The sequence below is a fragment of the Micromonospora pattaloongensis genome (genome assembly GCF_900107255.1).
GTDB lineage: Bacteria > Actinomycetota > Actinomycetes > Mycobacteriales > Micromonosporaceae > Micromonospora_I > Micromonospora_I pattaloongensis.
In genome coordinates, this window is the sequence record NZ_FNPH01000008.1 from 67,275 (window position 1) to 92,870 (window position 25,596).

The 25,596-nt window shown below is 71.9% G+C and carries 20 protein-coding genes; 1 reads left to right on the forward strand and 19 read right to left on the reverse strand.

The features are described from left to right. Positions 1-2: 2 nt before the first annotated feature. From BLW47_RS19025 to BLW47_RS19105, 17 genes are all read right to left on the reverse strand, one after another. A complete protein-coding gene (locus BLW47_RS19025) occupies positions 3-1,409 on the reverse strand; it encodes an alkaline phosphatase family protein (RefSeq protein ID WP_091559533.1) in 1,407 nt (468 codons plus the stop codon). After that, the gene (gene eboE, locus BLW47_RS19030) at positions 1,406-2,578 is read right to left on the reverse strand and encodes a metabolite traffic protein EboE (protein ID WP_091559535.1); all 1,173 of its coding nucleotides are present in this window, start codon (positions 2,576-2,578) and stop codon (positions 1,406-1,408) included. Before eboE ends, BLW47_RS19025 begins: the two co-directional genes overlap by 4 nt. After that, positions 2,578-3,429, reverse strand: a complete 852-nt coding sequence (locus BLW47_RS19035) for a TatD family hydrolase (protein WP_091559538.1) — start codon at positions 3,427-3,429, stop codon at positions 2,578-2,580. Before BLW47_RS19035 ends, eboE begins: the two co-directional genes overlap by 1 nt. After that, on the reverse strand, positions 3,429-4,049 hold the full coding sequence (locus BLW47_RS19040) for an EboA domain-containing protein (protein WP_091559541.1): 621 nt from the start codon (positions 4,047-4,049) through the stop codon (positions 3,429-3,431). The genes BLW47_RS19035 and BLW47_RS19040 overlap by 1 nt, the downstream gene beginning before the upstream one ends. Next, on the reverse strand, positions 4,049-4,981 hold the full coding sequence (locus BLW47_RS19045; protein ID WP_091559544.1) for a sugar phosphate isomerase/epimerase family protein: 933 nt from the start codon (positions 4,979-4,981) through the stop codon (positions 4,049-4,051). Before BLW47_RS19045 ends, BLW47_RS19040 begins: the two co-directional genes overlap by 1 nt. Then, positions 4,978-5,838, reverse strand: coding sequence for an SCO3242 family prenyltransferase (locus tag BLW47_RS19050; RefSeq protein WP_091559546.1), 861 nt, complete (start codon positions 5,836-5,838; stop codon positions 4,978-4,980). Before BLW47_RS19050 ends, BLW47_RS19045 begins: the two co-directional genes overlap by 4 nt. After that, on the reverse strand, positions 5,835-6,980 hold the full coding sequence (locus tag BLW47_RS19055; RefSeq protein WP_091559826.1) for an inositol-3-phosphate synthase: 1,146 nt from the start codon (positions 6,978-6,980) through the stop codon (positions 5,835-5,837). The genes BLW47_RS19050 and BLW47_RS19055 overlap by 4 nt, the downstream gene beginning before the upstream one ends. 336 nt (positions 6,981-7,316) lie before the next feature. Then, a complete protein-coding gene (locus BLW47_RS19060) occupies positions 7,317-10,574 on the reverse strand; it encodes a ThuA domain-containing protein (RefSeq protein ID WP_091559551.1) in 3,258 nt (1,085 codons plus the stop codon). A 264-nt stretch (positions 10,575-10,838) separates the two neighbouring features. Next, entirely contained in the window at positions 10,839-12,023 is a 1,185-nt protein-coding gene (locus BLW47_RS19065; protein WP_175543718.1) for a Gfo/Idh/MocA family protein, read from the reverse strand. Between the two features lie 52 nt (positions 12,024-12,075). Further along, entirely contained in the window at positions 12,076-13,146 is a 1,071-nt protein-coding gene (locus BLW47_RS19070; RefSeq protein WP_091559558.1) for a substrate-binding domain-containing protein, read from the reverse strand. Between the two features lie 134 nt (positions 13,147-13,280). Beyond that, complete coding sequence (locus tag BLW47_RS19075) at positions 13,281-14,387, reverse strand: ABC transporter permease (RefSeq protein WP_091559560.1); 1,107 nt, start codon at positions 14,385-14,387, stop codon at positions 13,281-13,283. Positions 14,388-14,430: 43 nt separating this feature from the next. Beyond that, the gene (locus tag BLW47_RS19080) at positions 14,431-15,966 is read right to left on the reverse strand and encodes a sugar ABC transporter ATP-binding protein (RefSeq protein WP_091559563.1); all 1,536 of its coding nucleotides are present in this window, start codon (positions 15,964-15,966) and stop codon (positions 14,431-14,433) included. Positions 15,967-15,998: 32 nt separating this feature from the next. Next, on the reverse strand, positions 15,999-17,177 hold the full coding sequence (locus BLW47_RS19085; RefSeq protein ID WP_091559568.1) for an ROK family protein: 1,179 nt from the start codon (positions 17,175-17,177) through the stop codon (positions 15,999-16,001). Between the two features lie 335 nt (positions 17,178-17,512). Beyond that, the gene (locus BLW47_RS19090) at positions 17,513-18,625 is read right to left on the reverse strand and encodes a sugar phosphate isomerase/epimerase family protein (protein ID WP_245736768.1); all 1,113 of its coding nucleotides are present in this window, start codon (positions 18,623-18,625) and stop codon (positions 17,513-17,515) included. Positions 18,626-18,901: 276 nt separating this feature from the next. Next, positions 18,902-19,711, reverse strand: coding sequence for an ABC transporter permease (locus BLW47_RS19095; protein ID WP_091559571.1), 810 nt, complete (start codon positions 19,709-19,711; stop codon positions 18,902-18,904). 13 nt (positions 19,712-19,724) lie between these two features. Next, on the reverse strand, positions 19,725-20,480 hold the full coding sequence (locus BLW47_RS19100) for an ABC transporter permease (protein ID WP_245736770.1): 756 nt from the start codon (positions 20,478-20,480) through the stop codon (positions 19,725-19,727). A gap of 1 nt (position 20,481) precedes the next feature. Then, on the reverse strand, positions 20,482-21,414 hold the full coding sequence (locus tag BLW47_RS19105) for an ABC transporter ATP-binding protein (RefSeq protein ID WP_091559837.1): 933 nt from the start codon (positions 21,412-21,414) through the stop codon (positions 20,482-20,484). Between the two features lie 404 nt (positions 21,415-21,818). Between BLW47_RS19105 and BLW47_RS19110 the strand changes: the two genes are divergently transcribed. After that, positions 21,819-23,003, forward strand: a complete 1,185-nt coding sequence (locus BLW47_RS19110; protein ID WP_217634901.1) for an ROK family transcriptional regulator — start codon at positions 21,819-21,821, stop codon at positions 23,001-23,003. 11 nt (positions 23,004-23,014) lie between these two features. Here the strand turns inward: BLW47_RS19110 and BLW47_RS19115 are convergent, their stop codons facing one another. Further along, positions 23,015-23,542 (reverse strand): hypothetical protein, encoded by a 528-nt coding sequence (locus BLW47_RS19115; protein WP_245736779.1) that lies wholly within the window; start codon positions 23,540-23,542, stop codon positions 23,015-23,017. A gap of 5 nt (positions 23,543-23,547) precedes the next feature. Then, a complete protein-coding gene (dnaG, locus tag BLW47_RS19120; protein WP_091559579.1) occupies positions 23,548-25,419 on the reverse strand; it encodes a DNA primase in 1,872 nt (623 codons plus the stop codon). Positions 25,420-25,596: the final 177 nt, after the last annotated feature.

Sequence of the window (25,596 nt, forward strand, 5' to 3'; positions counted from 1 at the left end):
CCTCACCTCTCCCCGGCGGCCGGCGACGTGTGCGCCAGCCCCGCCAGTTGCAGCAGGAACTCCTTGACGTCGGTGGCGGCGAACTCGGTGCGGGCCGCCGCCGGGTCGGAGCAGAGCAGCACCGGTCCGTCCAGCGGATCCGCGGGGAGCCGCCCGTGCGACCCGCGCACCGCCTTCGCCCCGGCGTCCAGGCCGACCACGCTCATCAGGTAGCGCATCCCGACCTTCTTGCGCAGCAGCGCCAGCGCCGCCCGCCCCTTCGCCGCGCCCGGGTTGGCCGGGTCGAAGAAGAGCTCCGCCGGGTCGTAACCGGGCTTGCGGTGGATCTCGACGAGCTTGGCGAAGTCCGGGGCACGGGCGTCGTCGAGCCAGTAGTAGTACGTGAACCAGGCGTCCGGGTCGGCGACCAGCACCAGGTCACCGGCGCGCTCGTGGTCCAGCCCGTGCGCGGCCTTCCCCTCGGCGTCCAGCACCTCCGCCACACCGGGCAGCGCCGCGCAGAGCTTCGCCACCGCCGGCACGTCGGCCGGATCCTTCACGTAGACGTGCGCGACCTGGTGGTCGGCGACGGCGAACGCCCGCGACGTCCACGGGTCGAGGTACTCCATCCCGGCCTGGGTGTAGACCTCCAGCAGCCCCTCGGAGCGGAGCAGCCGGTTGATGTCGACCGGGCGGGAGACGTCGGTGATGCCGTACTCCGACAGCGCCACCACGGTCACGCCGCGGGCGGCGGCCGCGTCCAGCAGCGGGGCGAGCGCGCGGTCCAGCTCGGCGGCGGCGGCCGCGGCACGCGGCGCGGAGCTGCCGTGGCGCTGCAGGTCGTAGTCGAGGTGCGGCACGTACGCCAGGGTCAGGTCCGGCGAGTGGGCGGCCATGATCTGCTCGGTGGCCTGGATGATCCACGCCGACGAGGTGATGCCGGCGCCCGCACCCCAGTAGCTGAAGAGCGGGAACGTGCCGAGCTTGTCGGTCAGCTCGTCGTGCAGTGCCGGCGGGTACGTGTAGCAGTCGGGGTCCTTGCGCCCGTCGGCGTGGTAGATCGGGCGGGGCGTGACCGTCCAGTCCACGTCGGCGCCCATCGCGTACCACCAGCACACGTTCGCGACCGTGTAGTCCGGCTTGACCTTCCGCGCCGCGTCCCAGAGCTTCTCCCCGCCGACCAGCGCGTTGTGCTGCCGCCACAGGAAGATCTCGCCCAGGTCCCGGAAGTACCAGCCGTTGCCCACGATGCCGTGCCCGGAGGGCAGCTCGCCGGTGAGGAAGGTCGACTGCACCGAGCAGGTCACCGCGGGCAGCACCGTGCCGAGCGGGGCCTGGAACCCGGACCGCGCCACCGCGGACAGCCGCGGCATGTGCGCGAGCAGCCGGGGCGTCAGCCCGACCACGTCGAGAACGAGCAGTGGTCTCACGAGGACACCTCCGTGGGGGTGGGCGACGACCCGGCCCGCGCGGTCAGCGCGCGCAGCTCGTCGCGGGCGAAGGCCAGCTCCGCGGCGATACCGCCGGCGAGCTGGTCGGGGGTCTGCGGCCGGTGTCCGTCCGGCAGAACCCCCCAGGTGTACGTCTCGACGTCGAAGTGGTCGCAGAGCGCGACCGGACCGCCGGCCAGCTCGGCGAGCGCGGCGCGCAGTACCGGCGCCGTCGACGTCAGCGGCGCGGCGGGCGCGGCGTGCAGCGGCACGTGGTAGTGCACCCGCCACGGGCCGGGCAGCCCGGCGTCCAGCGCCGCGTCGAGGTCGTCGGTGGCGCCGCCGTGCGCGCCCCGCGTCTGATGCAGGAAGCGCGGCTCCACGTACCCGCGCAGCACGTCGGCGTCGGTCTCCGGCGTTTCGGCGACGAGCGCGGCCGAGACCTGCACCTTCACGATCGGCAGCGCGGCGTGGTGCAGCGCGGCGATCGCGGCCGCCGGCTCCTCCCAGGCGCAGGCCAGGTGCGCCAGGTCGAGGCAGATGCCGAGCCACTCGGTGTCCATCTCGGACAGGTGGCGGATCGCGTCGTCGGTGGTTTCGACGATGCAGCCGGGCTCCGGCTCGAAGCCGACCCGGATCGGCCGCCCGGACTCGCCGGCGATCCGCGCCAGCCCGGCGGCGAGCTCGTCGAGCCGGCGGGCGCAGGCGGCGGCGCGCCCGGGCTCCCACGGCTCCCGCCAGGCGAGCGGAAGCGTGGAGATCGAGCCGCGGGCCGCCCCCTCGGGGAGAAGATCGGCCAGCACCCGCGCCAGGTCGAGGGTGTAGTCGAGCCGCTCGCGGGTGCTCCAGTCCGGGTGGTAGACGGCGTGCTTGACCACGGGCGCCTGGAACGCCCGGTACGGGAAGCCGTTGAGCGTCACGACCTCCAGCCCGCGCGCGTCCAGCTCGCGGCGCAGCCGCCGCCGCTGCCCGGCGTCCGCGGCCAGCGCGGCGGCAACCGGGGCGGACAGCCAGAGACCGAGCCCGAGCAGGTCCGCCTCCAGCCGCTCCCGCACCGGCTGCGCGTACGTGTCGAGCTGCGCGATGATCCCGTCCAGGTCCTCGGCCGGGTGCACGTTGGTGCAGTAGCCGAGGTGCAGGGTCTGCCCGTCGGGATGCGACAGGCGCATCAGCTGCCCCCGCGCTTGATGGAGCTGCCCTCGAACGTCGCCTCGACCTCGCCGATGTCGGAGAGGTCCAGCCGCCCGGACTGCCCGTAGAACTCCACCGGGTTGCGCCACAGCACCCGGTCGACGTCATCGGGGCTGAATCCGGCGGCGAGCATCGCCTCGCCGGTGCGGAGCGTGAGCAGCGGGTCCGAGCGCCCCCAGTCGGCGGCCGAGTTGACCAGCATCCGCTCCAGGCCGTGCTCCTTGAGGATCTCGACCATGCGCGGCGGGGACATCTTGGTGTCCGGGTAGATGGAGAAGCCCATCCAGCAGCCGGAGTCGCGGACCAGGCCGACGGTGACCTCGTTGAGGTGGTCGACGACGACCCGACCGGGCTCGATCCCCGACTCGGCGACGACCGCCAACGTCCGCTCGGTGCCGCGCGCCTTGTCCCGGTGCGGGGTGTGCACCAGCGCGGGCAGCTCGTACTCGACGGCGAGGGCGAGCTGCGCGGCGAACGCCTCGTCCTCCTCCGGCGTCATCGAGTCGTAGCCGATCTCCCCGACCGCGACCACCCCGTCCTTGGCCAGGTACCGCGGCAGCAGGTCGAGCACCGGCCGGCAGCGCGGGTCGTTGGCCTCCTTCGGGTTGAGCGCGATGGTGGCGTGGTGCCGGATGCCGAACTGGCTGGCCCGGTACGGCTCCCAGCCGATCAGCGAGTCGAAGTAGTCGGCGAACGAACCCGGGTTCGTGCGGGGCTGCCCGAGCCAGAACGCCGGCTCCACGATCGCCCGGACGCCCGCCGCGGCCATCGCCTCGTAGTCGTCGGTGGTGCGGGAGGTCATGTGGATGTGCGGGTCGAAAATGCGCATCACGCCTTCTTTCCTTCGGCGGCGGCCAGGCGGTCCAGCAGGGCGAGGGCGTCGGCGGCGACGTCACGGCCGGCGGCGCGCCGCTCCTCGACGAGCCCGGCGAGCATCGTGGCGAGCTCGCCGTCCGCGCGGGTGTCCAGGTCGTGCACCACGTTCAGCGGCACACCCATGAACACGCACTTGAGCACCGCCTGCCGCCACATCGGCTGGTCCAGGTGGCGGGCGTACGTCCCGAGGGCGGCGGCCACCAGCCGGGTGTCGTTGGTGCGGATCGCGTCGTGCAGCAGCGGCACCGCGCCGGCGCCGATCGGCAGCAGCGGCAGAGCCTTGAGCACCGCGCGTTTCTCGGCGGCGTCGCCGTACCGGTAGAGCGTGTCGGCCGCGGTGGCGACCTGATCGGCCGGGAGCGCGGCGAGCAGCAGCGCCCGGGCCGCCTCGTCGACGGTCCACCCGGGGGCCGACGGCAGCGCTGCGCGCCCGCACCGGCGCGCGGCCGTCGCGAACAGCCCACCGATGTCGTCGGGTTCGCGCGCGACGCGGGCCAGCGCCTCCCGCAGCCACTCCTGCTCGGGTGCGGTGGACAGCGCGGCGAGCGCGACGCGCAGGTCGTCGGGTTCCATCACTCGTGCTCCCCTGTGGTCGGTACGGGTACCGCCGCGCTGCCAGCGGCAGCGCTCCGCGGCGCGGGCACGGTCGGGTGCGGCCCCGACTCCGGCGCGCGCCGCTCGGCGTCGCGCAGGAAGGCCAGCGACTCGGCGGCGACGGTCGGGGCCGCGTGCGAGTGCCGGGGCAGCTCGACGGCGACCAGCCCCCGGTAGCCGCCGTCGGCGAGCGCCCGCAGCACCGGCGGGAAGTCGATCTCCCCCGTGCCGAACTCGAGGTGCTCGTGCACTCCGCGGCGCATGTCGTCGATCTGCACGTTGACCAGGTCCCCGGCCACCTCGGCCACGCACTGCGGCACCGGCGCCGGCTCCAGACAGCGGCAGTGTCCGATGTCGAGGGTGAGACCGAAGCGCGGCGGAGCGCCGAGCGCGTCGCGCAGCCGCCGCCAGTCGGCGATGGTCTGCACCAGCATGCCGGGCTCGGGTTCGAAGCCGAGCGGCACGCCCGCGGCGTCGGCGGCCGCGACCACGGTCGTCGTGTGGTGCACCAGCCGCTCCCACGCGGTCGGCTCCGGCACGTCGGCGGGGCGCACCCCGGCCCAGAACGACACCGCCTCGGCGCCCAGGTCCGCGCCGATCGCGACGGCCCGGCGCAGGAACTCGATCCGCCGCGCCGGCTCGTCGTGCAGCAGCGTCGGGGCGTGCTTGTGCCAGGGGTCCAGCAGGTAGCGCGCGCCGGTCTCGATCACCACGGCCAGGTCGAGGTCGCGCAGCCGGTCGGCGACCCGGGTGACCCGCCGGGCCAGCTCGGGGGCGAACGGGTCGAGGTGGTCGTGGTCGAGGGTGAGGGCCACCCCGGTGTAGCCGAGTTCGGCGATCACCGCCAGCGCGTCGTCCAGCCGGTGGTTGGCGAACCCGTTGGTCCCGTACCCGAAGCGGAGGCCGGTCATGTCGGGGACACCTTGCGGGCGAGGCGCCGGCCGAGCGGGGCGGCGGCCGCGACGGCCAGCCCGGCGCCGGCCGCGCCGGCGCGCGCGGTGAGCGCCCCCTGCAGCGCCGGCAGTCCGGTGATCCCGGCGCCGACCGCGGCGCGGATCCGCGGTGCGGTGGGCTCTGCCGCGGCCCGGGCCTGCGCGCCGCCGTACTGCGCGGTGTACCAGGCGGCGAGCGCGGCGGGCACGGCCCGACGCCAGGATCGGCCGGCGCCGCGCCGTCCGGCGGCGGCGGCCAACGCCGCGGTCCCGGCCAGGGTGAGCGCGGGCAGCCGGCGATCCGCGCCCGAGACCTCCCGCCGGGACAGCTCGGTGAGGGTGTACGTGTGTGCGGCGACCGCCAGCGCGGCGGGCACCGCCCGGGCGGGGCGGCCGGCGCCGGCGCCCAGCAGCACGTCGAGGCCGCGGCACGCGGCCATCACGGCCGGGCCGGCCGCGGTGTTCTTCGCCTTCAGGTCGTACGTCCAGACGGCCGCGGCGAGCACCGCCGCGGTGCCCAGGCCGCGACGGCCGCCGGCGGCGCCGGCCAGGGTCAGCCCGGCGGCGGTCAGCCCGGCGGCGATACCCAGCGCGGCGGGCGCGCTGATCCGCCCGGACGGGATCGGCCGCTCGGGGCGCTCCACCGCGTCGAGCTCCCGGTCGGCCCAGTCGTTGGCCGCCATGCCGGCCCAGTAGAGGCAGACCGAGGCCGAGGCCAACCCGGGGGTACGCCGGTCGAGCGCGCCGGCGGCGGCGGCGCCGGCCACCACGTCGCCGGGGACCGACAGCGCGGCGGGCGCGCGGACCAGGTCGACGAGATCGCGGAGCCGCATCACGCCGCCCCGCCGTCGAGGCCGCGGACGAACGCGGTGAGCACGCTCCACTGCTCGCCGAACGAGTGCGTGCCGGCGTCGATCGGGTCCTTGAAGAAGAACGCGAGCTCGGGCAGGGGCCCGCTCCGGCCGGCGCGGTGCGCGGCGGCGGCGAGCCGGGCCAGGTCCAGCACGAGCGGGGCGGCGAGCGCGGAGTCACAGCCGTGCCAGGTGAACTCCATCCGCATCGCGGTGCCGAGGAAACCGGAGAAAGTGATCAGGTCCCAGGCGGTCTTGAAGTCGCCGAGGTCGTCGACGAAGTCGATCCGGGTGGTCCCCTGCGGCTGGTAGCCGAGCGTCTCGCCGAGCACCCGCTGCTTGCTGGCGGTCTTCGCGGCGTTCGCGCCCGGCTCCGCCAGGGCGGCGCCGTCGCCGCCGCCGAGCAGGTTGACCCCGGACCAGGTGCGCACCCGCAGGTTGCGCAGCGCGAACATCGGGGCGAGCACGGACTTCACCAGCGTCTCGCCGGTCTTGCCGTCGTGGCCGGCGTACGGCACGCCGGCGGCGCGGGCCAGCTCGGCCAGCGCGGGCAGCCGGGCGCCGGTCGAGGGCGTGAAGTCGACATAGGCGCAGCCAGCCCCGAAGGCCGCGTACGCGGTGAGCGAGCTGGGCGGCAGCACCTCGCCGGAGGCGTCGAGCGCGGCCCGCAACGCGGCCAGGTCGGCGTGGGCCGGATGCGCCGGCGGCACCGGCTCGGTGGTGGCGACGTTGACCACCACGACGTGGTCCAGCCCGTGCCGCTCCCGGAACGCGACGAGGTCCGCGGTGATCGCCGCGGCGGTCAGCGCCTGCGTGGCGGCGCTCGGCAGCGGCCGGACCTCCCGCTCCAGCGCGACCAGCTCGTCGTGCACGGCGTCGACCAGCCGGGCCGGCACGACCCCGGCGGCGGCCAGCGCGTCGGCCTTCTTCACCAGCGGCGTCTCGGCGATGTCATGGCCGCCGAGGACCAGGTCGGCGAAGCCGGGCAGGGCCGGGCTGCGCAGCTCGGGCAGTTCGGTGACGCACCCCGTCGCCTCGGTGAGGCCGGCGCGGAGCGCCAACGCCCCGACGATGCTGGTGACCGCGACGGACCCACGCGCGCCGATGAACCAGACTCCCGTACGCATCTTCGCCTCCAGTGCCACGACGCCGACGTGGCTGTTGTGCCGATCCCCGTACGCGGACCGGTTGACATCGATCGATCAACCTACCGGGGACAATTGGGCCCCGTCCGCCTGGCCGATCCAGGGTGGCACCACCGTGACGGCGCCGACGTCGGCGTCGACGACGCCGTCCCGGGCCCGGTCGGCCAGGCGAACGAGGCAGTGGCAGGCAGGGTCGGTCGGCGTCTCGACCCTGCCTCCCCCGCTGTTCCACATTGCTTATTCAGTTGTCTCTCGCTTATTCAGTTGTGGTGCCCCGCCGGCCGGGCGGGAGTGCCACCCGCCCGGCCGGCGGTGCGATCAGGGGGTCGTGGAGCCGAACTCGACCCAGTTGAGGTTGAAGAAGCCGGTGGTCGGTCCACCGGTGACCGGCTTGAAGACCAGGTAGACCTTCTGCGCGCCGACCGGGTGGTTGACCGGAACGCTCTGGCTCGCCCACGCGTTGGTGCCGGCGGTGGCGTTGATCGTCGCGGTGGTCACCAGCTGGCCGTCCGGCGCGCCGACCCGCACCTCGACGATGGCCCGCGGGGTGCCCGCGGTCGCCGCCGAGCCGCCGGCGTAGCGGAACGTGATGCTGTCCGCGTCGCCGAGGTTGATCGGGTCGAAGGCGATGTAGTCGCCGTTGTCGATGCCGGTCAGGTGCTGGCCGCCGCCGGTGTCGTTCGTGGCGGCGACGGTGACACCCTGCTTGACCCGGGCGAACTCGGCCTGCTGCTGCCGGGTCTGGATGCTGGTCTGGCCGACCGCGCTGAGCGCCGGCTGGCCGTTGGCGCCCAGGTCGGTGTACGACGCGCTGATGCCGCCGTACAGGTAGCCACCGGCGTGGTCGGCACCGTCGGCCGGGGTCACGAGGGTGCCCGTGCAGCCCGTGGTCGAGGTCTCACCGTGGCCGTGGTCGTCGTGACCCAGCACGAACGAGACCGTCACCCGGCTGCAGTCGATCTCCCCGTCCTCGGGGTCGGTCACCTTCACCGTGAACGGCACCGTGTCGCCCCAGTTGAAGAAGGAGCCCGCCACCGGCGAGGTGACCTCCACCGTCGGGGCCGTGTTGCCGACCGTGATGGTGCGGCTCAGCGACGCGGTCTTGCCGCTGGAGTCGGTCACCGTCAGCTTGGCGTAGTAGACCCCGTTGGTGGTGTAGGTGTACGACGCGTTCGCCGCGGTCGAGTCCGTGGTGCCGTCGCCGTCGAAGTCCCAGGCGATCGAGATCGACTCACCGGGCTCCGGCGAGTACGACCCGGCGCTCGAGAAGTCGACCTTGAGCGGCGCCTGGCCGGAGGTCGCCGACGCGGTGAGCTCGGCGACCGGGCCACGGGTGCCCTTGACGTAGCGGATCACCGACAGCGCCGCGTCCGGGTTGGCCCGGAAGAAGCCGTCACCGTACTCCAGCAGGTAGAGGCTGCCGTCCGGGCCGAACTCCATGTCCATCGGGTTGTCGAAGACGAAGCCCGGCAGGAACTGCTCCACGCCCAGCAGGTTGCCGCTGCCGTTGGTGCGCATCATGTAGATCTTGTCCCGGGTGAACTCACCGAACACCACGGCGTCGTTGTAGTACTCCGGCAGCTTGTTCGGCGAGGCCAGGTCCGCGTCGTACTTGTAGATCGGGCCGCCCATCGGGCCGACGCCGCCGGTGCCAATCACCGGCCACTTGAAGTCGCAGGTTCCGGCCGGCGTCTTCAGGTAGCTGTCCGCGCACGGCGTGGTGCCGTTGAAGGTGTACCAGAACTGCGGCTGCGCCACCGGCGGCAGCGTCGTGCGGCCGGTGTTACGCGGCGAGTCGTTGACCGTCGCCGCGCAGTTGAACGCGCCCTTCGACGTCTTCGTGGCGAAGTCGTAGTCGATGTAGGGCAGGCTCGGCGAGTAGCAGTACGGCCAGCCGAAGTTGCCGGCCTTGTTGGTGGCGAGCCAGCGACCGGCGCCCTCCGGGCCGCGGGTGGCGCTGGGCACGCGGGAGTCCGGCGAGTAGTCGCCGATGTAGACGAAGCCGCGGGAGTCCACGTCGAAGCGGAACGGGTTCCGCAGGCCCATCAGGAAGATCTCGGGCCGGGTCTTGTTGTCCCGGTCCTCCGACTCGGGGAACAGGTTGCCCGCCGGAACGCTGTACGAGCCGTCGTCCTTGACCTTGATCCGCAGCACCTTGCCGCGCAGGTCGTTGGTGTTGCCCGAGGAGCGCTGGGCGTCGTAGCCGGGGCCCTGGGTCGGGGACTCGTTGATCGGCGTGTAGCCGTCCGAGCCACTGGCGTTGGTGTCGTCGCCGGTGACCAGGTAGAGCAGGCCCTTGCCGTCGAACTTGACCTCACCGGCGACGTGGCAGCAGATGCCGCGGTCCACGTCCACCTTCAGGATCTCCTGCTCGGTGGACATGTCCAGGTGCGGCGTCGGCTCCTCGACGAACTTCACCCGGGACAGCAGGTTGTACCCCTTGAACTTGTCCCAGACGGTGGGGTCGTCGCTGATGGCCGGGGCGTCGCCCTCGTTGACGCCCGGCGTGGCCGGGTCGTCCACCGGGGTGTTCAGCCGCGGCGCGTAGTAGAGGTAGACCCACTTGTTCGTGGCGAAGTTCGGGTCCAGGGTGACGGACTGCAGCCCGTCCTCGTCGTGCTGGTAGACCGGCAGCGTGTTGATGATCGGGCTGGCGCCGCTCTTCGGGTCGTAGAGCCGGACCTCGCCGGCGCGGGTGTTGTGCAGCACCCGGCCGTCGGGGAGCACGGCCAGCGTCATCGGCTCGCCGGGCTCGTCGTTGAGGATCACCTTCTCGTAGTTGGCCAGCACGGTGGCGCCGCAGTCGCCGGCGGCCGCGCCCGCGGCCCACTGGATGCCGCCCAGCAGGTGCTTGCGGAACGCGCCGTTGGCGTACGTGCCGGCGGAGTGGCCGAGGCCGGTGTACCAGGAGCGACCGCCCTGGTAGTCGCGGCACCAGGTGACCGGGTGGTCGAAGCCCATCGTGCCGCCGGTGTAGCTCTGCTCGTTGACGGTCGCCAGCACGTGCGCCTTGCCGCGCACGTTGGTGGCGAAGTTGTACCACTCGTCCTCGAGCGTCAGCTCGCGGGAGAGCGGCTTGGTCGACGGGTGCGCCCGGTCGGCGACGTCGATGCGCCCGCTGGTCACGGCGGAGGCGCCGGAGACGGTCGTGCCGACGAGGTCGCGGTAGAACGCCCACTGCGGCTCGCCCTCGGCGGCCGCGTGCACGCCCACGTAGCCGTTGCCGGCCTTGACGTAGCGCTCGAACGCCTCCTGCTGGACGTCGTTGAGCAGCTCGCCGGAGCTGTTGAGGAAGACCACCGCCTTGTAGTTGGCGAGGTTCTCGTCGCTGAACGCGGTCGCGTTCTGCGAGACGTCGATGGTGAAGCCGTTGTTGTCACCGAGATTGCGGATCGCGTTGACGCCCTTGGCGGTGGAGTCGTGCCGGGCGCCGTCACCGCCGGTGAAGACCAGGACCTGGTAGCCGGCCGGGTGCTCGTGTCCGGGGTGCGCGGCCACCGGAGCGGTCGCGACCAGTGGGGCGGATATCGCGGCCGCCGCGACGACGGGAAGCCATCGTCGTGCCGTTGATGCCATGTGTGTTTCCTCCGGGGATCGGGAGGCGGTGATGCCTCGCCGCTGGCACGGGTTGGTGTTGCGGGTGCGGGGACCCTGGTGCCATCCCTGGCGCGGTGCCACGTCCGCCAAGGTTGTGCGCTGCGCCTTCTGGTCGTCCGGCGCGGCCGGGGAATCCCGGTCCGGCCGCGCCGGACGGCCGTTCCTCGGTGCCCGCAGCTCCGGCACGTGGGGCGCAACCACGTGCCGGACCCTCGCGTGCGGGCGAGGAGTCTTTCTCTCGGGTCAGGCGTTGGCCGCGGTCAGGGCCGATTCCACCGCGATCCATGCCTGCTGCTCGGCCGAGCGCTCCACCGCGTCCAGCACCAGCTGGACCTGCAGGGCGTCGGCGAACGAGGGTGACGGGTCCACACCGGTGGCGAGCGCCTCGAGGAAGTCGCGCGCCTGGTGGGTGAAGGAGTGCTCGTATCCGATGAGGTGACCGGCCGGCCACCAGGCCGACAGGTACGGGTGGTCCGGCTCGGTCACCAGGATCCGGCTGAATCCCTGCTCCTGGCTGGGCAGGGTGGCGTCGTAGAACTCGAGCTCGTTCATCCGCTCGAAGTCGAACGCCACCGTGCCGAGCGACCCGTTGATCTCGATCCGGATGCCGTTCTTGCGTCCGGTCGCGAAGCGGGTCGCCTCGTACGTGCCGATCGCGCCGCCGTCGAGCCGGGCCAGGAACAGCGCGGCGTCGTCGACGGTGACCGGGCCGGTGGCCGGTGCGGCCCCGTCGGGGCCGCCGCCGGCCGACGCCGCCAGCCCGCTGGCCTGGACCGGCAGCGGCCGTTCCGGGACGAACGTCTCGGTCAGGCCGCTGACGGCGGTGATCCGCTGGCCGGTGATGTACTGGGTGGTGTCGATGATGTGCGCACCGATGTCACCCAGCGCGCCGGAGCCCGCCTTGTCCTTCTGTAGCCGCCACACCAGCGGGAACTGCGGATCGACGATCCAGTCCTGCAGGTAGCTGGCGCGGACGTGCCGAATGACGCCGAGCCGGCCCGCCTGGACCAGCTGGCGCATCAGCGCGATCGCCGGGACGCGGCGGTAGTTGAACCCGCACATCGCCAGCACCCCGGCCGCCCGCGCCGCCTCCGCCGCCGCGGTCATCTCCCGCGCTTCCTCGGCGGTGTTGGCCAGCGGCTTCTCGCACAGCACGTGCTTGCCGGCGGCGAGCGCGGCCTGCGCGATTTCGGCGTGGCTGTCACCGGGCGTGCAGATATCGATCACGTCGATGTCGTCCCGGGCGACTAGCGCGCGCCAGTCGGTGGTGTGGCTCTCCCAGCCGAGCCGGTCGGCGGCCTCGGCCACCTTCGACTCGTCGCGGCCGCAGATCGCCGCCATCCGGGCCCGCACCGGCAGGTCGAAGACCCGGTTCACGGTGCGCCACGCCTGCGAGTGCGCGGCGCCCATGAACGCGTAGCCGATCATGCCGATTCGGAGCTCTTTTTCCACAGTAGACAAGGTGGCCTCCCCGCGTGCGTCAGAACCCGAGCTTGAGGTAGTTGCTCGCGTTCTCCTTGGTGATGGTCTCCGAGGCCAGGGTGATCTCCTTGGGCACCTCGAGCTCGACCAGGTCGGACATGCCCTTGCTCTGACCGATCAGGCGGGCCAGCGAGATCGCCGAGGAGGCCATCGAGGGGCTGTAGGTGACCGTCGCCTTCAGCACGCTGTTGTCGGCCTGGATCGCCTCGATCGCCGCCTTGGAGCCCGCGCCGCCCACCATGAAGAACTCGCTGCGGTTGGCCTGCTTGATCGCGGCCAGCACACCGATGCCCTGGTCGTCGTCGTGGTTCCAGAGCGCGTCGAGCTTCGGCAGCGCCTGCAGCATCTGCGCCGCCGCCCGCTGCCCGGTGTCGGCGGTGAACTCGGCGGGCAGCCGACGCGCCACGCTGAACCCGTAGGTGGCCAGCGAGGCCTTGAAGCCGGCGGAGCGCTCCTGGGTCAGCTCGAGCGAGTCGATGCCGGGGATCTCGCCGATCACCGGGTTGGTGACGCCCTTGGCCTTGAGCTGCTCGCCGATGTAGTGGCCGGCCGAGACGCCCATGCCGTAGTTGTCGCCCTTGATCTGCAGGCGGTACGCCAGCGCGTCCGGGAAGGCGCGGTCGAGGTTGACGACCGGGATGTTCGCCTTCATGGCCTCCAGGCCGAACGCGTTGAGCTCCTTGCCGTCGTGCGGGAGCACGACGATCACGTCGGGCTTCTGTCCGACCAGCGTCTGCAGCGCGGCGCGCTGGGCCGCCGCGTCCGCGCCGGCCTCGACGATCTTGAGCTCGACGTCGGAGTACGCCGCGGCCTGCGCCTTGGCGTTGTTGGTGATCGCGGCGATCCAGCCGTGGTCGGCGGCCGGGGCGGAGAACCCGATCGTCACCTTCTTGCCGGCCGCGGCGTTCGGGTTGCCCGAGTCGGCGCCCTTGGTCTGGGCCTCCTGCGGGCTCGCGTCGTTGCTGGTGCAGGCCGTGAGCAGCGCGCCGGCGCCGAGCGCGCCGGCGCCGAGCAGCAGCCGGCGCCGCGACAGGTCGCTGCCGGCCGCGCGGCCGAAGGACTTGGTCATGACGACCTCCTGATTCGCTTCGTGGTGGGGGTATCCGGGTGTGTGGAGCCCGGCGGACGTCGCATTTCTCGACGACCACCTGCGGTGGTGCGGGTATTTCGCCGGCCGGGACGGCCGGTGTCATGGGAGGTTCGCTAGGCCCTGATGGCCTTGTTTCGGGACAGGAACTGGGTCAGCGCGTTGAAGCGGAACTGCTGGATCAGCACGGCGGCGACGATGATCGCGCCCTTGATCATGTTCTGCGACTCGGTGCTGAGACCGTTGATCGAGAACAGGTTGGTGATGGTGGAGAAGACCAGCACGCCCAGGAGCGCGCCGACGATGGTGCCGCGGCCGCCGCTGAGCAGCGTGCCGCCGATGATCGCCGCGGCGATCGCGTCCAGCTCGTACATGTTCGCCATCGCCGCCTGCGCGGAGGTCGCCTGCGAGGTGAGCATGAGCGCGCCGATGCCGCAGCAGAGCCCGGAGAGCGCGTAGAGCATCAGGGTGTGGGCCTTGACGTTGATGCCGGCCAGCCGGGCCGCCTCGACGTTGCCACCGACGGCGACCGTGCGCCGGCCGAAGGTGGTGCGGTTGAGCAGCACCCAGCCCAGCGCGCCCACGGCCACCAGGATCACCACCAGCACCGGGATGCCGAGCAGCTTGGCACTGGCGAGGTCGTTGATGAACTGCGAGGTCGAGACCTGCGTCTGCTTGTTGGAGATCTCCGCCGCCAGGCCGCGGGCCGCGACCATCATCGCCAGCGTGGCGATGAAGGGCACCAGCCGTCCGTACGAGATCAGCACCCCGTTGACCAGGCCGACGCCGAGGCCGACGACGAGCCCGGTGAAGATCATGCCGCCGGCGCCGTAGCTCTGGGTCGCCAGCGTGGTGGCCCAGACGCCGGCCAGCGCCATGATCGCGCCGACCGACAGGTCGATGCCGCCGCCGATGATCACAAACGTCATGCCGACCGTGACCACACCGATCGCGGAGGCCTGCTGCAGGATCGTGAACGTGTTGTTCTTGACCCAGGTCGCGTCGCTGTAGAGCTGCGGCTGGGTGATGATGCCGATGACCACCAGGGCCACCAGCACGCCGATCAGACCCAGGTTGCGCCGGGCGTAGTCGCTCGCGTCCGACCGCCACCAGCTCTGGTTGGCGCCTGCGCCGTGGCCATGCTGCTTCGTCTGCCCGGGTGCCGCCGCGGTCGCGGTCGCCTCCCCAGGTACGGCGGTCGCCGTCGCCTCGTCCGCGGTCACAGTCCTTCTCCTTCGGTCACGAATCCGGTGTCGAATGCATCGCTCATGCGGCTGCGCCCTCCATCAGCGCCCCCGCCATCACGAGGTCCAGCACCGTCTCCTCGTCGAGCTCACTGCCCGGCGCCTCGTGGATGACCCGCCCCTCGCGCATGACCAGCACGCGGTCGGCGAGGCCGAGCACCTCGGGGACCTCGCTGGAGACCAGCAGCACCCCGACGCCCTGCGCCGCGAGGTCGCGAATCACCTGGTACAGCTCGGCCCGCGCGCCGACGTCGACGCCGCGGGTGGGCTCGTCGAGCAGCAGCAGCCGGGTCTCCCCCAGCAGCCAGCGGCCGACGACGACTTTCTGCTGGTTGCCGCCGGAGAGCTGCCGCACCGCCCGGTGCACGTCGCGCGGGCGCAGCTCCAGCGTGTCCGCGATCCGGTTCGCCTCCGCGACCTCCCGCTCCGCGTTGGTGAAGCCGACGCGGGCCAGGCGGCTGAAGGTGGCGAGCGTGACGTTGCGGTAGATCGGCTCGCCCAGCAGCAGCGCCTGGCTCTTGCGCTCCTCCGGCGCCAGGCCGATACCGGCGCGGACGGCGGCCCCGACGCTGCCCGCCCGCAGCGTCCTGCCGGCCACCCGGACCGTGCCCGCCTCGGCCCGCCGGGCGCCGAAGATCGTCTCCAGCAGCTCGGAGCGGCCGGAGCCGACCAGGCCGGCGATGCCGACGATCTCGCCGGCCGCGACGGTCAGCGAGACGTCGGCGAACTCACCGTGCCGGGTCAGCCCCTCGACGCGGAGCAGCTCCTCGGCGCTGGCGTCCGCCGGCGGGCGGTCGGGGAAGACGTACTCAATGGTCCGGCCGGTCATCCGGCTGACCAGCTCACGGGTGGGGGTGGTGCGCGCGGGCAGGTTGGCGGCGGTGGTGCGGCCGTCCTTGAGCACCGTCACCCGGTCACCGATCTCGCGGATCTCCTCCATCCGGTGCGAGATGTAGATGACCGCGATCCCCTGCGCGGTGAGCTCCCGGATGATCCGGAAGAGGTTCTCGACCTCGTCGTGGGCGAGCACGGCGCTCGGCTCGTCCATGATGATCAGCTTGGCCTCGTGCGACAGCGCGCGGGCCATGCTGACGATCTGCTTGCCGGCCGCCGGCAGCGAACGCACCAGCCGGCGCGGCGGGATCTCGGCGTGGCCGAGCCGGCCGAGGATCTCCCGGGTGACCCGGGCCATCTGCGCCCGGCGCACGAAGCCGAACCGGCGCGGCTCGTGGCCGAGGAACGCGTTCTCCGCGACGGAGAGGTCCTCGACCAGGTCGAGCTCCTGGTAGATGGTGGCGATGCCGGTCTTCATCGCGGCCTGCGGGTTGGCGAAGGAGACCTCCTCGCCCAGCCACTCCACCGTGCCCGAGTCCGGGCGGTGCACCCCGGCCAGCACCTTGATCAGCGTGGACTTGCCGGCGCCGTTCTGCCCGAGCAGGCAGTGCACCTCCCCGGCGCGGACCTCCAGCTGCACGCCGTCGAGGGCGCGTACGCCGGGAAAAGTCTTCACCACGTCGGTCAGGCGCAGCACGACCGGGCGGTCGTCGGTGTCGGCCATCTGGGCTCCTCGGCTCACGGTGGTCGAATCGGTCATGACGCCTGCTCGAAGGCGACGTCGCTGGCGAGCACGGCGGCGCCGGCGACACCGGCTCGCGAATTCAGCTCGGACAGGACCACCGGCAGATTGCCGGTGGCCAGCGGCAGCGAACGGCGGTAGACCACGCTGCGGATCTCGGCGAGCAGGATGTGCCCGAGGTGGGCCAGCCCGCCACCGATGACGATCATGGAAGGGTTGGCGAAGCTCACCAGCCCGGCGAGGACGCTGCCGACCCGGCGCCCGCCGTCGCGGATCAGCCGGATGCAGGTGGGGTCCCCCTCGGTGGCGCACTGCGCCACATCGCGGGCGGTGACGGTCCCGGTGGCCGCGAGCCGCTCGGCGAGCGCCGGCGAGGTGCCGGAGCGGGCGGCCATGGTCGCGTCCTTGGCGAGCGCGGCGCCGCTGAACACCGCCTCCAGGCAGCCGACGTTGCCGCACGAGCACATCGGACCGATGCCGTCCACCTGGATGTGTCCGATGTCGCCGGCGCACCCGTCGGTGCCGCGGTAGACCTCTCCGCCGAGGTAGATACCGCAGCCGATGCCAGTGCCGATCTTGACGTAGAGGAAGTCGTCGACGGAGTGCGCGACCCCGCCGTGCCGCTCCCCGATCGCCATGATGTTCACGTCGTTGTCCACCACCGCGGGGCAACCGTGCTCCCGGGTGAGCAGCTCGCGCACCGGGAAGCGGTCCCAGCCCGGCATGATCGGCGGCGAGACCGGCACCCCGTCGCGGTAGCTGACCGGCCCCGGCACCCCGATGCCGATCGAGTCCAGCCGCTCGTAGACGCCGTCCACTTTCGCCTTTGCGAGCAGCTCGTTGACCCGGTGCAGGATCACCTTGGGTCCGGAGCGGATGTCCGACGGCTCGCTGTAGGCGGCGATCGGCTCCAGCCGGCCGTTCGTGACCTCGAGGTCGATCGAGCTGGCGCCCAGGTCCACCGCCGCGAAGCGGAGGTCGGGGTTCAGCTCGACCAACGTGGACCGGCGGCCGCCCCGGGACGCCGCCATCCCGGCCTCGGTCACGAAGCCGGTGCCGACGAGCCGGTCCAGCTCGGCGAGCAGCCGGGGACGCGCGATCTCCAGCTGGTCGGCGAGCTCGGCGCGGGAGATGGCGCCCTGATCGCGCAACAGGCGCAACAGGCGCAGGTGCAGCGGATCCGAGGTGCGCACGGGGGGTACCTCCGGGGGAAGGTTCACGCCGCGGAAACCTTGGCGTGTTGTGCTCGACACAGTAGGAGTCTTCTCACGGCTGTGTCTAGAGCTTTGGTCCACTAAGGCGTAACTTTTTTCGAACGAAACAGAAGTCCTTGACAGACTCGGCGAAACAATCTTTCGGGCGAGTGCGTCGATCCCGGATGATCCGGGTCTGAGCAGCAAAAACGGGCGTGCCGGCGTCGCGGATCTCTTGATCAACTTGGTGCGACGGGCACACCTGTTTGGCGCGTCGGGCACACCTGGGGCCCGGCCGCGCGCGTGCGCGCGGCCGGGTCCCGGTGCTCGGACGATCAGTCCTCGCGGTAGATGCTCAACTCCGCCATGTGCCGGTAGCTGCGCTCCGCGAACGCGAGCGACTGCCCGGGGTTGGCCGCGCCGCCGGGGGCGGTGTCCTGCTCCCAGTTGGCGTGGTGGAAGTCGTACTCGCCGATGGTCTGGAAGAACTGCTGGAAGTTGATGTCGCCGTCGCCGAGCGGCACCATGTCGTAGCCGTTCGGCACCGCGGTGTTCTTGTCGCCGTCCTTGGCGTGGAACAGCGGGAACCGCTTCGGGCGCCGCGCCACGGTGAGGATCGGGTCGAAGATGTCGGTGCGCTCGCGGCCGGCCGAGTTGATGTACTTGGTGTGCTTGTAGCGCGCCACGTACCCCCAGAAGATGTCCATCTCGAAGAAGACGTACTTCGGGTCGGTCTTGGCCATGAAGTACTCGAGCTTGCGGATGCCGGACGACCGGGTCGGCTTGCCGTTGGCGTCCAGCGGACCGCTGTCGAGCAGGAAGTTGTACGCGGCGTCGTGGTTGTGGGTGTAGAGCCGCATGCCGCGCTCCTTGGCCTGCCGGCCGAGCTCGTTCCACAGGTCGGCGGCGGCGTCCCAGTCGGACTGGTAGGCGCTGTTGGTCGGGTCGGAGCCGGTGCCGATGTTCTTCATGCCCAGCTCTTCGGCGATGTCCAGCTGCTGCTGGAACGTGTCCGCCCGGATCGACGCGTGCGTGCCGTTGGCGACCAGTCCGTTGTCGTCCAGGATCTTGCGGATCTCGGCCGGCGTGATCTGGCGGCCGAGGATGGCCGTGTTCTGGGTGTAGCCGGCGAACTCGATCTCCTTGTAGCCCATCTCGGCGAGGCGGGCGAGCACCCGCTCGAAGCCGTACGGGACCCCGCTGTCGTCGGGGGCGGCGCTGATCCGGTCGCGGACGGCGTAGAGGATGATGCCGCGGTTCTGCTCGGGGATCAGGGGGTCGACCCGCCAGGTCCCCTTGGCGGTGGCCGGGCCCGCGGTCTGCAGCACGGGCAGGCCCGCGGCGCCGAGGGCGGCGGCCGCGCCGGCCGACGCGGCGAGGATCTTGCGCCGGGTGAGCGCGGTGTTCGGTCGAGCGGCGTCGCCGGTACGGCGGTGCATCTCGTCCATTTTATCCACCTTTCTGCGGCGACCGCTGGTCGCCTGATGACCGAATAGGAGGGTTGGGGGATACGCGGGCCACGCGCGCCGCCGATACGCGTTGACCCCGGACCCTCGCGGGCCCTGCGGTGTGACCTCGACGTTTACATGTGTGTCGCACGTGTTACGTCTGCGGCAGACCGTAACCCCGGAGATCAGCGAAGGAAAGCCCCCATCGCCGCAAACTTTTGGAGGACAGGCCGATAGCTTTGTCCTCTGTCGAGGCGAAGTTGAGCGCGGCGGCGACTATTTATAGAGGAGCTTCGCCATCCGCCGGCCGGCAACCATCAGTCCCAGCGCTGTCACCCCAACGAGGTACCCCACGTCCACCAGTTGCGCGCCGCCGACCTCGCCCAGGCTGATCGACCGGACGAGTTCCACCGCCCGGTAGAGCGGGCTCAGCTCGACCAGCCACCGCAGCAACGCCGGGTAGGACTCGGCCGGAACGAACGTCCCGGAGAAGAGGAAGAGGGCGAACTGGGCCGACGCCATCAGGTCGAAGTCCTGCCAGCTGCGCATGTACGTGGAGAGCGCCATGCCCAGCGCCCCGAACGCGAAGCCCGCCAGCACCGCGGCCGGGAAGGCGGCCAGCGCCCGCAGCGCGGTGGTCAGCTCCATCGCGGTCATGATCGCGAGAAACCCGGCCGAGTACGCGCCCCCGCGTAGCATCGCCCAACCCAGCTCGCCGAGCGCGATCTCGAAGGGCCGCACCGGCGTCGCGAGGATCCCGTCGTAGAGCTTGACGTACTTCATCTTGCCGAAGAAGTTGAACGTGGTCTCCGCGAGCGCGCCGGACATCGCCGAGGAGGCGAGCATCGCCGGCGCCACGAACGCCGCGTACGACACCACCTGCCCGCTGGGCAGGGTCAGACCGCCGATCAGCGCGCCGACCCCGACCCCGATGGAGAAGAGGTAGAGGACCGGCTCGAGGAACCCCGAGATCATCACGAGCCAGTACGCGGACCGGAGCGCCGCGGCGTTGCGTTCCATCACCGACAGCGAGCGGGCCGCGGCGGCCGGCAGCGCCGCGAGGCGGGGCAGGACGAGGCTGACCATGACGTCTCCTGCGCTAGTCGAGAAGGCGACGGCGGAACCGGGCGTGGGCGAGCAGCCAGCCGAGCGCCACCCAGACGGCGAGATACAGCAGGTGGCCGGTCGCCGACCAGGCCGGCGCGACGCCCAGCGTGGCGGAGCGGCACAGGTCGACGCCGTGCCAGAGCGGCGACAGGTAGGCCAGCCACCGCAACACCGGCGGCAGCGACTCGACCGGGAAGAAGACGCCGGCGAACAGCGTCATCGGGATGACCGCGACCCGGAACAGCAGCGCCAGGTAGCTGTCGCTGGTGATGCTGGCGGAAAACGCGATGGTCGGCAGCGCCACCGCGGCGCCGATCAGCAGCACCAGCAGCAGCGTGACGGGCGCCCACGCCGAGTGCAGCGCGCCGAACGCGGCCGCGACGGCGAGGAACGCGGCGCTGGAGACCAGGACCCGCAGCAGCACGAACCCCAGCTGGCCGCCGAGCACGTCGACGACCCGCAGCGGCGCGGCGATCTGCGAGAAGTAGGTCTTGACCCACTGAAACCCGCTCAACACGGGCCAGGTGGCCTCGCCCATCGCGACCTGCAGCGCGGTGGAGGCGATCAACCCGGGGACGATCCAGTCCAGGTACGGCACTCCCCCGATACCGCTATCCACGTAGGCCCCGACGCCCACGCCGAAGCTGAGCATGGTGAGCAGGGGCAGCAGAAAAGAGGAGAAGACGCTGCCGCGCCAGGTGCGCCGGTAGCCGACGAGGTGGTACTCGAGCACCGCGAGAGAGCCCACCTCAGTCCACCAGTGTCCGGCCGGTCAGGTGCAGGAACACGTCCTCCAGCGTGCTGCGCCGCACCAGCACGCCGGCCGGCTCCAGCCCGCGCTGCTGTACCTGGGCCAGCGCCGCGTCGCCGTCGTCGGCGTAGAGCAGGAGGCGGTCGGGCAGCGCCTCCGTCCGCTCACCCACCCCGGCGAGCTTGCCGGCGATGTCCTCCGGGGCGTCCGCGGCGAAGCGCAGCTCCACCACCTCCCGCGTGGAGTAGCGCGTGATGAGCTCGCGCGGCGCCCCCTCGGCCACGATCCTCCCGCCGTCCATCACGACGAGCCGGTCGCAGAGCTGCTCCGCCTCGTCCATGTAGTGCGTGGTGAGCAACAGCGTCACGCCCTGCTGCTTCAACCGGAACAGCCGCTCCCAGACCAGGTGCCGGGCCTGCGGGTCGAGGCCGGTGGTCGGCTCGTCGAGGAGCACGATCTCGGGCTCGTTGACCAGCGCCCGCGCGATGGTGAGCCGGCGTTTCATCCCGCCCGAGAGCGGCTCCACCTTGCTGCCCGCGCGGTCGGTGAGCTGGACGAACTCGAGCAGCTCGTCGGCGCGCTCCCGCGCGACGCGGCGCGGGATGCGGAAGTAGCGCGCGTAGGTGGTGAGGTTTTCCCGGACGGTCAGCTCGGGATCGAGGTTGTCCAGCTGGGGGCAGACCCCGAGCCGGGCCCGGATGGCGGGGCCCTGCCGGAGCGGGTCCATGCCGAGGATGCGCAACGTGCCGGCGCTGGGCGCGGAGACGCACGCGATCATCCGCATCGTCGAGCTCTTGCCGGCGCCGTTCGGGCCGAGGAAGCCGAACGCCTCGCCGCGCGGCACGTCCACGTCGATGCCGTCGACCGCCGTGAATTCGCCGAACCGCTTGCGCAGCCCCCGCGCGTGGATGAGGGCACCGTCGCTGCTCACCGTCACGCCGACGAACCTAACCCCGCGGTACGACGGTTCCGCTACCGAGTTCCCCCGTTTACCGGGCGTTGTTCCGGGCGGGTCGAACCGTGACGGCGCGTCACCGCGACACGCCCGACCGCTTTCGTACAACCGAGAACAAAGTTTCCCTTAAGAATCTTGAACTTCGACCCAAAATCATCTAAGTTTTCACGCACGAAGCGTTACTCCTTCGGCCGCGTCGACCAGGCTCCCCGGGACGGGAACCCGAGTTCGTCGAGCCGGAGCGCGCACACGGTCCGCACCACCGAATAGGCCGAGGATGATACAAACACAGATTCTACTCGGTCTATTGCATTACCCTCTAAACCAGTCCGCGATAAGCCGCCGACCCCGCGCCAACTCCAGGTTAGGAAATGACGAACATGTTGGGAGTCTGGCCGGAAAACCCGCACCAGTCGCAGGTCCTGCGCCTGCTGCGTGACAACGGGCCGGCGTCGCGGGCGGAGCTCGGCGACGCGGTCGGACTGTCCCGGTCCAAGGTGGCGACCGAGTTGGACCGACTGCTGGAGCGCGGCCTGATCGAGACGGTCGGCCCGGCCGCGTCGCGCGGTGGGCGGCGCTCGTCGATCGTCCGCATCGCCGCCGCCACCCGCTTCCTGAGCGTCAACATCGGCGCCACCACCATCGACCTCGCGGTCACCGACGGCGAGCTGCGGGTGCTCTCCCGGGTCACCGAGCGCACCGAGCTCCGGCTCGGGCCGACCGCCGTGATCGGCCAGGCCCTGGAGCTGATCAACAAGGTGCGCGCCGACTCCGGCACCACCCGGTTCACCGGGGCCGGCATCGGAATACCCGGCCCGGTGAGCTTCCGCGAGGGCGTGCCCGTCTCCCCGCCGTTCATGCCCGGCTGGCACCGCTTCCCGGTGCGCGAGATGTTCAGCACCGAGCTGGGGTGCCCCGTGCTCGTCGACAACGACGTGAACATCATGGCGCTCGGCGAAAAGCACGCCGGCATCGCGAAGTCGTTCGACGACTTCCTCTTCGTGAAGATCGGCGCGGGCATCGGCGCCGGCATCGTCGTCGGCGGCGCGGTCTACCGGGGCGCGAACGGCTGCGCCGGCGACATCGGGCACACCGCCGTCGACGAGGAGGGCCCGCTCTGCGTCTGCGGGAACGTCGGCTGCCTGGAGGCGTACTTCGGTGGGGCGGCGCTGACCCGTGACGCCCTGGCCGCCGCCCGCTCCGGCCGCTCGGACCACCTCGCCGAGCAGCTCGACCAGGCCGGCACGCTCACCGCGGTCGACGTCGCGCACGCGGCCGCCGCCGGCGACCCGGTCGCGATCGGCCTAGTCCGCGACGGCGGGCGGCGCGTGGGGCAGGTGCTGGCGAGCCTGGTCAGCTTCTTCAACCCCGGGATGATCGTCATCGGCGGCGGGCTCGCCGGGATGGGGCACGCGCTGCTCGCCGAGATCCGCAGCGTGGTCTACCGGTCGTCACTGCCGCTGGCGACCGGCGACATGCCGATCGTGCTCTCGGAGATGGGCGATCAGGCCGGCCTGGTCGGCGCGACCCGCATGGTGAGCGACCACGTCCTCACCACCACCTGACCCCGCGCCGGCTACAGCGAGGGGTCGGCCGTGCCGCGGGCCTGCGCCACCAGCGCCGCCGCGACCTCGCGCGCCTCGTCCGAGTCGTGGTCGGTCGCCGGGTCATAGCGGACCGTCCAGCTCAGCCCGTCGACGCCGCTGACCCGCCGCCCCACCACGCGCACTCCCCCGCCCGCGAACGGGTGGTGCAGGCTGTACGCCACCGAAGAGGTGACGCGGGCCCGCACGTGGTGCGGCACCTCCCCCGGTTCCCGCAGCCGGTACGACTGCACCGGCCGGTCCGCGACCACCCGGTACCCGTCGCGTTCGGCGACCACGTGCGCGGGGGTGACCGCGAGTTCGGTGCCGGACCAGACGGCCTTGTGGATCTCGTGCCAGCCCAGCCGCGCCGGCTGCGCGGGCAGCCAGAGGCCGCGGTTGGTCACGACGACCACGGCCTCGGAGTCGGCGACGGCCGACCAGGCGAGCACCCGCTCGTCGCGGTCGAGCGCGGGGCGACGGTCGGCCGGCAGCTTGGGCCGGCGACGGAACAGCGCGATCATCTCTACAAGCCTCCCGCCGCCTGCTCGCGCAACGCCCGCGCGTGCTGCTCCAGCGAGAGCAGCTCACCGAAGAGCGCGAAGTACTCGTCCTTGTTCGCGACCGGGTTGATCCGCTGCACCTTCGACTTCAGGTCCCGGATCCGCGCGGTGACCGCGCCCCACTCCAGCCGGGCGAGCGTCACCGACACGTACCGCGGGTCCGGTTCGCCGTCGATGCGCAGCGGCTCGACCGCGAGCTCCCCGACGAGCGCCTTGGCGCCCAGATCCGCGCAGGCGTCCCGGATCGCCTCGATCCAGACCGCGCCCCCGGTCCCGGCGGCGGCCGCGCCGCCGACCTCGGTCACCGCGGCGCGGATGGCCACGTGCAGCGGGTGCCGGTAGACCTCGGCGCCGAGCGCGTCGAACATCGGCCCGGCCAGGACGGGCACCTGCAGCGCCAGCTTCAGCGACTCGCGTTCCACCGTCAGCTGCGGGTTGTCCACCTCGCCCTCGACCGGGGCCGGCCGGGCGCGGGTGTCCGGGGCCGCGCCGGCCTTCGGCGGAGCGGCGGCCGCGGCCAGCACCGCCCGCTGCACCGGCTCGATCTCCATGCCGAGGTCCCCGGCGAGCTTGCGGACGTACTCGGGGCGCTTCTCCCGGTCCTTGATCTTCGCCACCAGCGGCGCGGCCCGGCGCATCGCCTCCACCCGGCCGTCGACGGTGTCGAGGTCGAAGCGGTCCAGCACCTGGCGCAGCGCGAAGTCCACCAGCGGCTCCCGGCGCGCCACCAGGTCGCGCACGGCCATGTCGCCCTTGGCCAGCCGCAGCTCGCACGGGTCCATGTTGTCGGGGCTGACGGCGATGAAGGTACGGCCGACGAAGCGCTGGTCCTCCTCGAAGGCCCGCAGCGCGGCCTTCTGGCCGGCGGCGTCGCCGTCGAAGGTGAAGATGATCTCGCCGGCGACCGCGTCGGTGTCCATCAGCAGCCGACGCAGCACCCCGATGTGGTCGGCGCCGAAGGCGGTGCCACAGGTCGCCACGGCGGTCGGTACGCCGGCGAGGTGGCAGGCCATCACGTCCGTGTAGCCCTCGACGATCACCGCCCGGCCCTGCTTCGCGATCTCCCGCTTCGCGTGGTCGATGCCGTAGAGCACGTGCGACTTCTTGTAGATCGGCGTCTCGGGGGTGTTCAGGTACTTCGGCCCGTCGTCATCGTCGAAGAGCTTGCGGGCGCCGAAGCCGATCACGTCGCCGGTCAGGTCACGGATCGGCCAGAGCAGCCGGCGGCGGAACCGGTCGATCAGCGACCCGGAGCGGGCCTCCCGGGACAGCCCGGCGGTGATCAGCTCCTGGGCGGTGAACCCCTGCTGCCGCAGGTGCTTGGTGAGCAGGTCCCACGCGTCGGGGGCGAAGCCGCAGCCGTACCGCTCGGCGGCCGCCTTGTCGAAGCCGCGCTGCGCGAGGAACTCGCGCGCCGGGCGCGCCCCCGCGCTGCCGAGCTGGCCGGTGTAGAACTCCACCGCGGCGGCGTGCGCCGCCACGAGACGCTGCTTCTGGCCGTGCTGCTGACGCACCGGCGCCGGGCCGGCCTCGAGGTAGCGCAGCTGGATGCCGGCCCGGTCGGCGAGGCGCTCGACGGACTCCACGAACGTCAGGTGCTCGGCGTCCATCAGGTACTTGATCGCGTCGCCGCCAGCACCGCAGCCGTGACAGAAGTAGACATTTCGCCCGGGAGCGACGGTGAAGGACGGCGTCTTCTCGTCGTGGAACGGACAGAGGCCCTTGAGGTTGCCGCCGCCGGCGGACTTCAACGTGACGCTCTCGGAGATGATGTCGGCGATGGAGGTGCGTTCCCGCACCAGCGCGATGTCCTCGTCCCGGATCCGACCAGCCATACGGCGCCGCTCACCCCCCTGTCTCCGGCGTACATCCTGCCCTGCCGATCCGATCATCGGCGGCAGGGGTTCACGGTTGGCGCGCGCGTCACGTCCGGCCCGGGCCGCAACGGTGTCGCGGCGGACACGGACATCGATAGGATCCGTGCGCGTGGCCGGGGCCGCCCCGCCGGGACG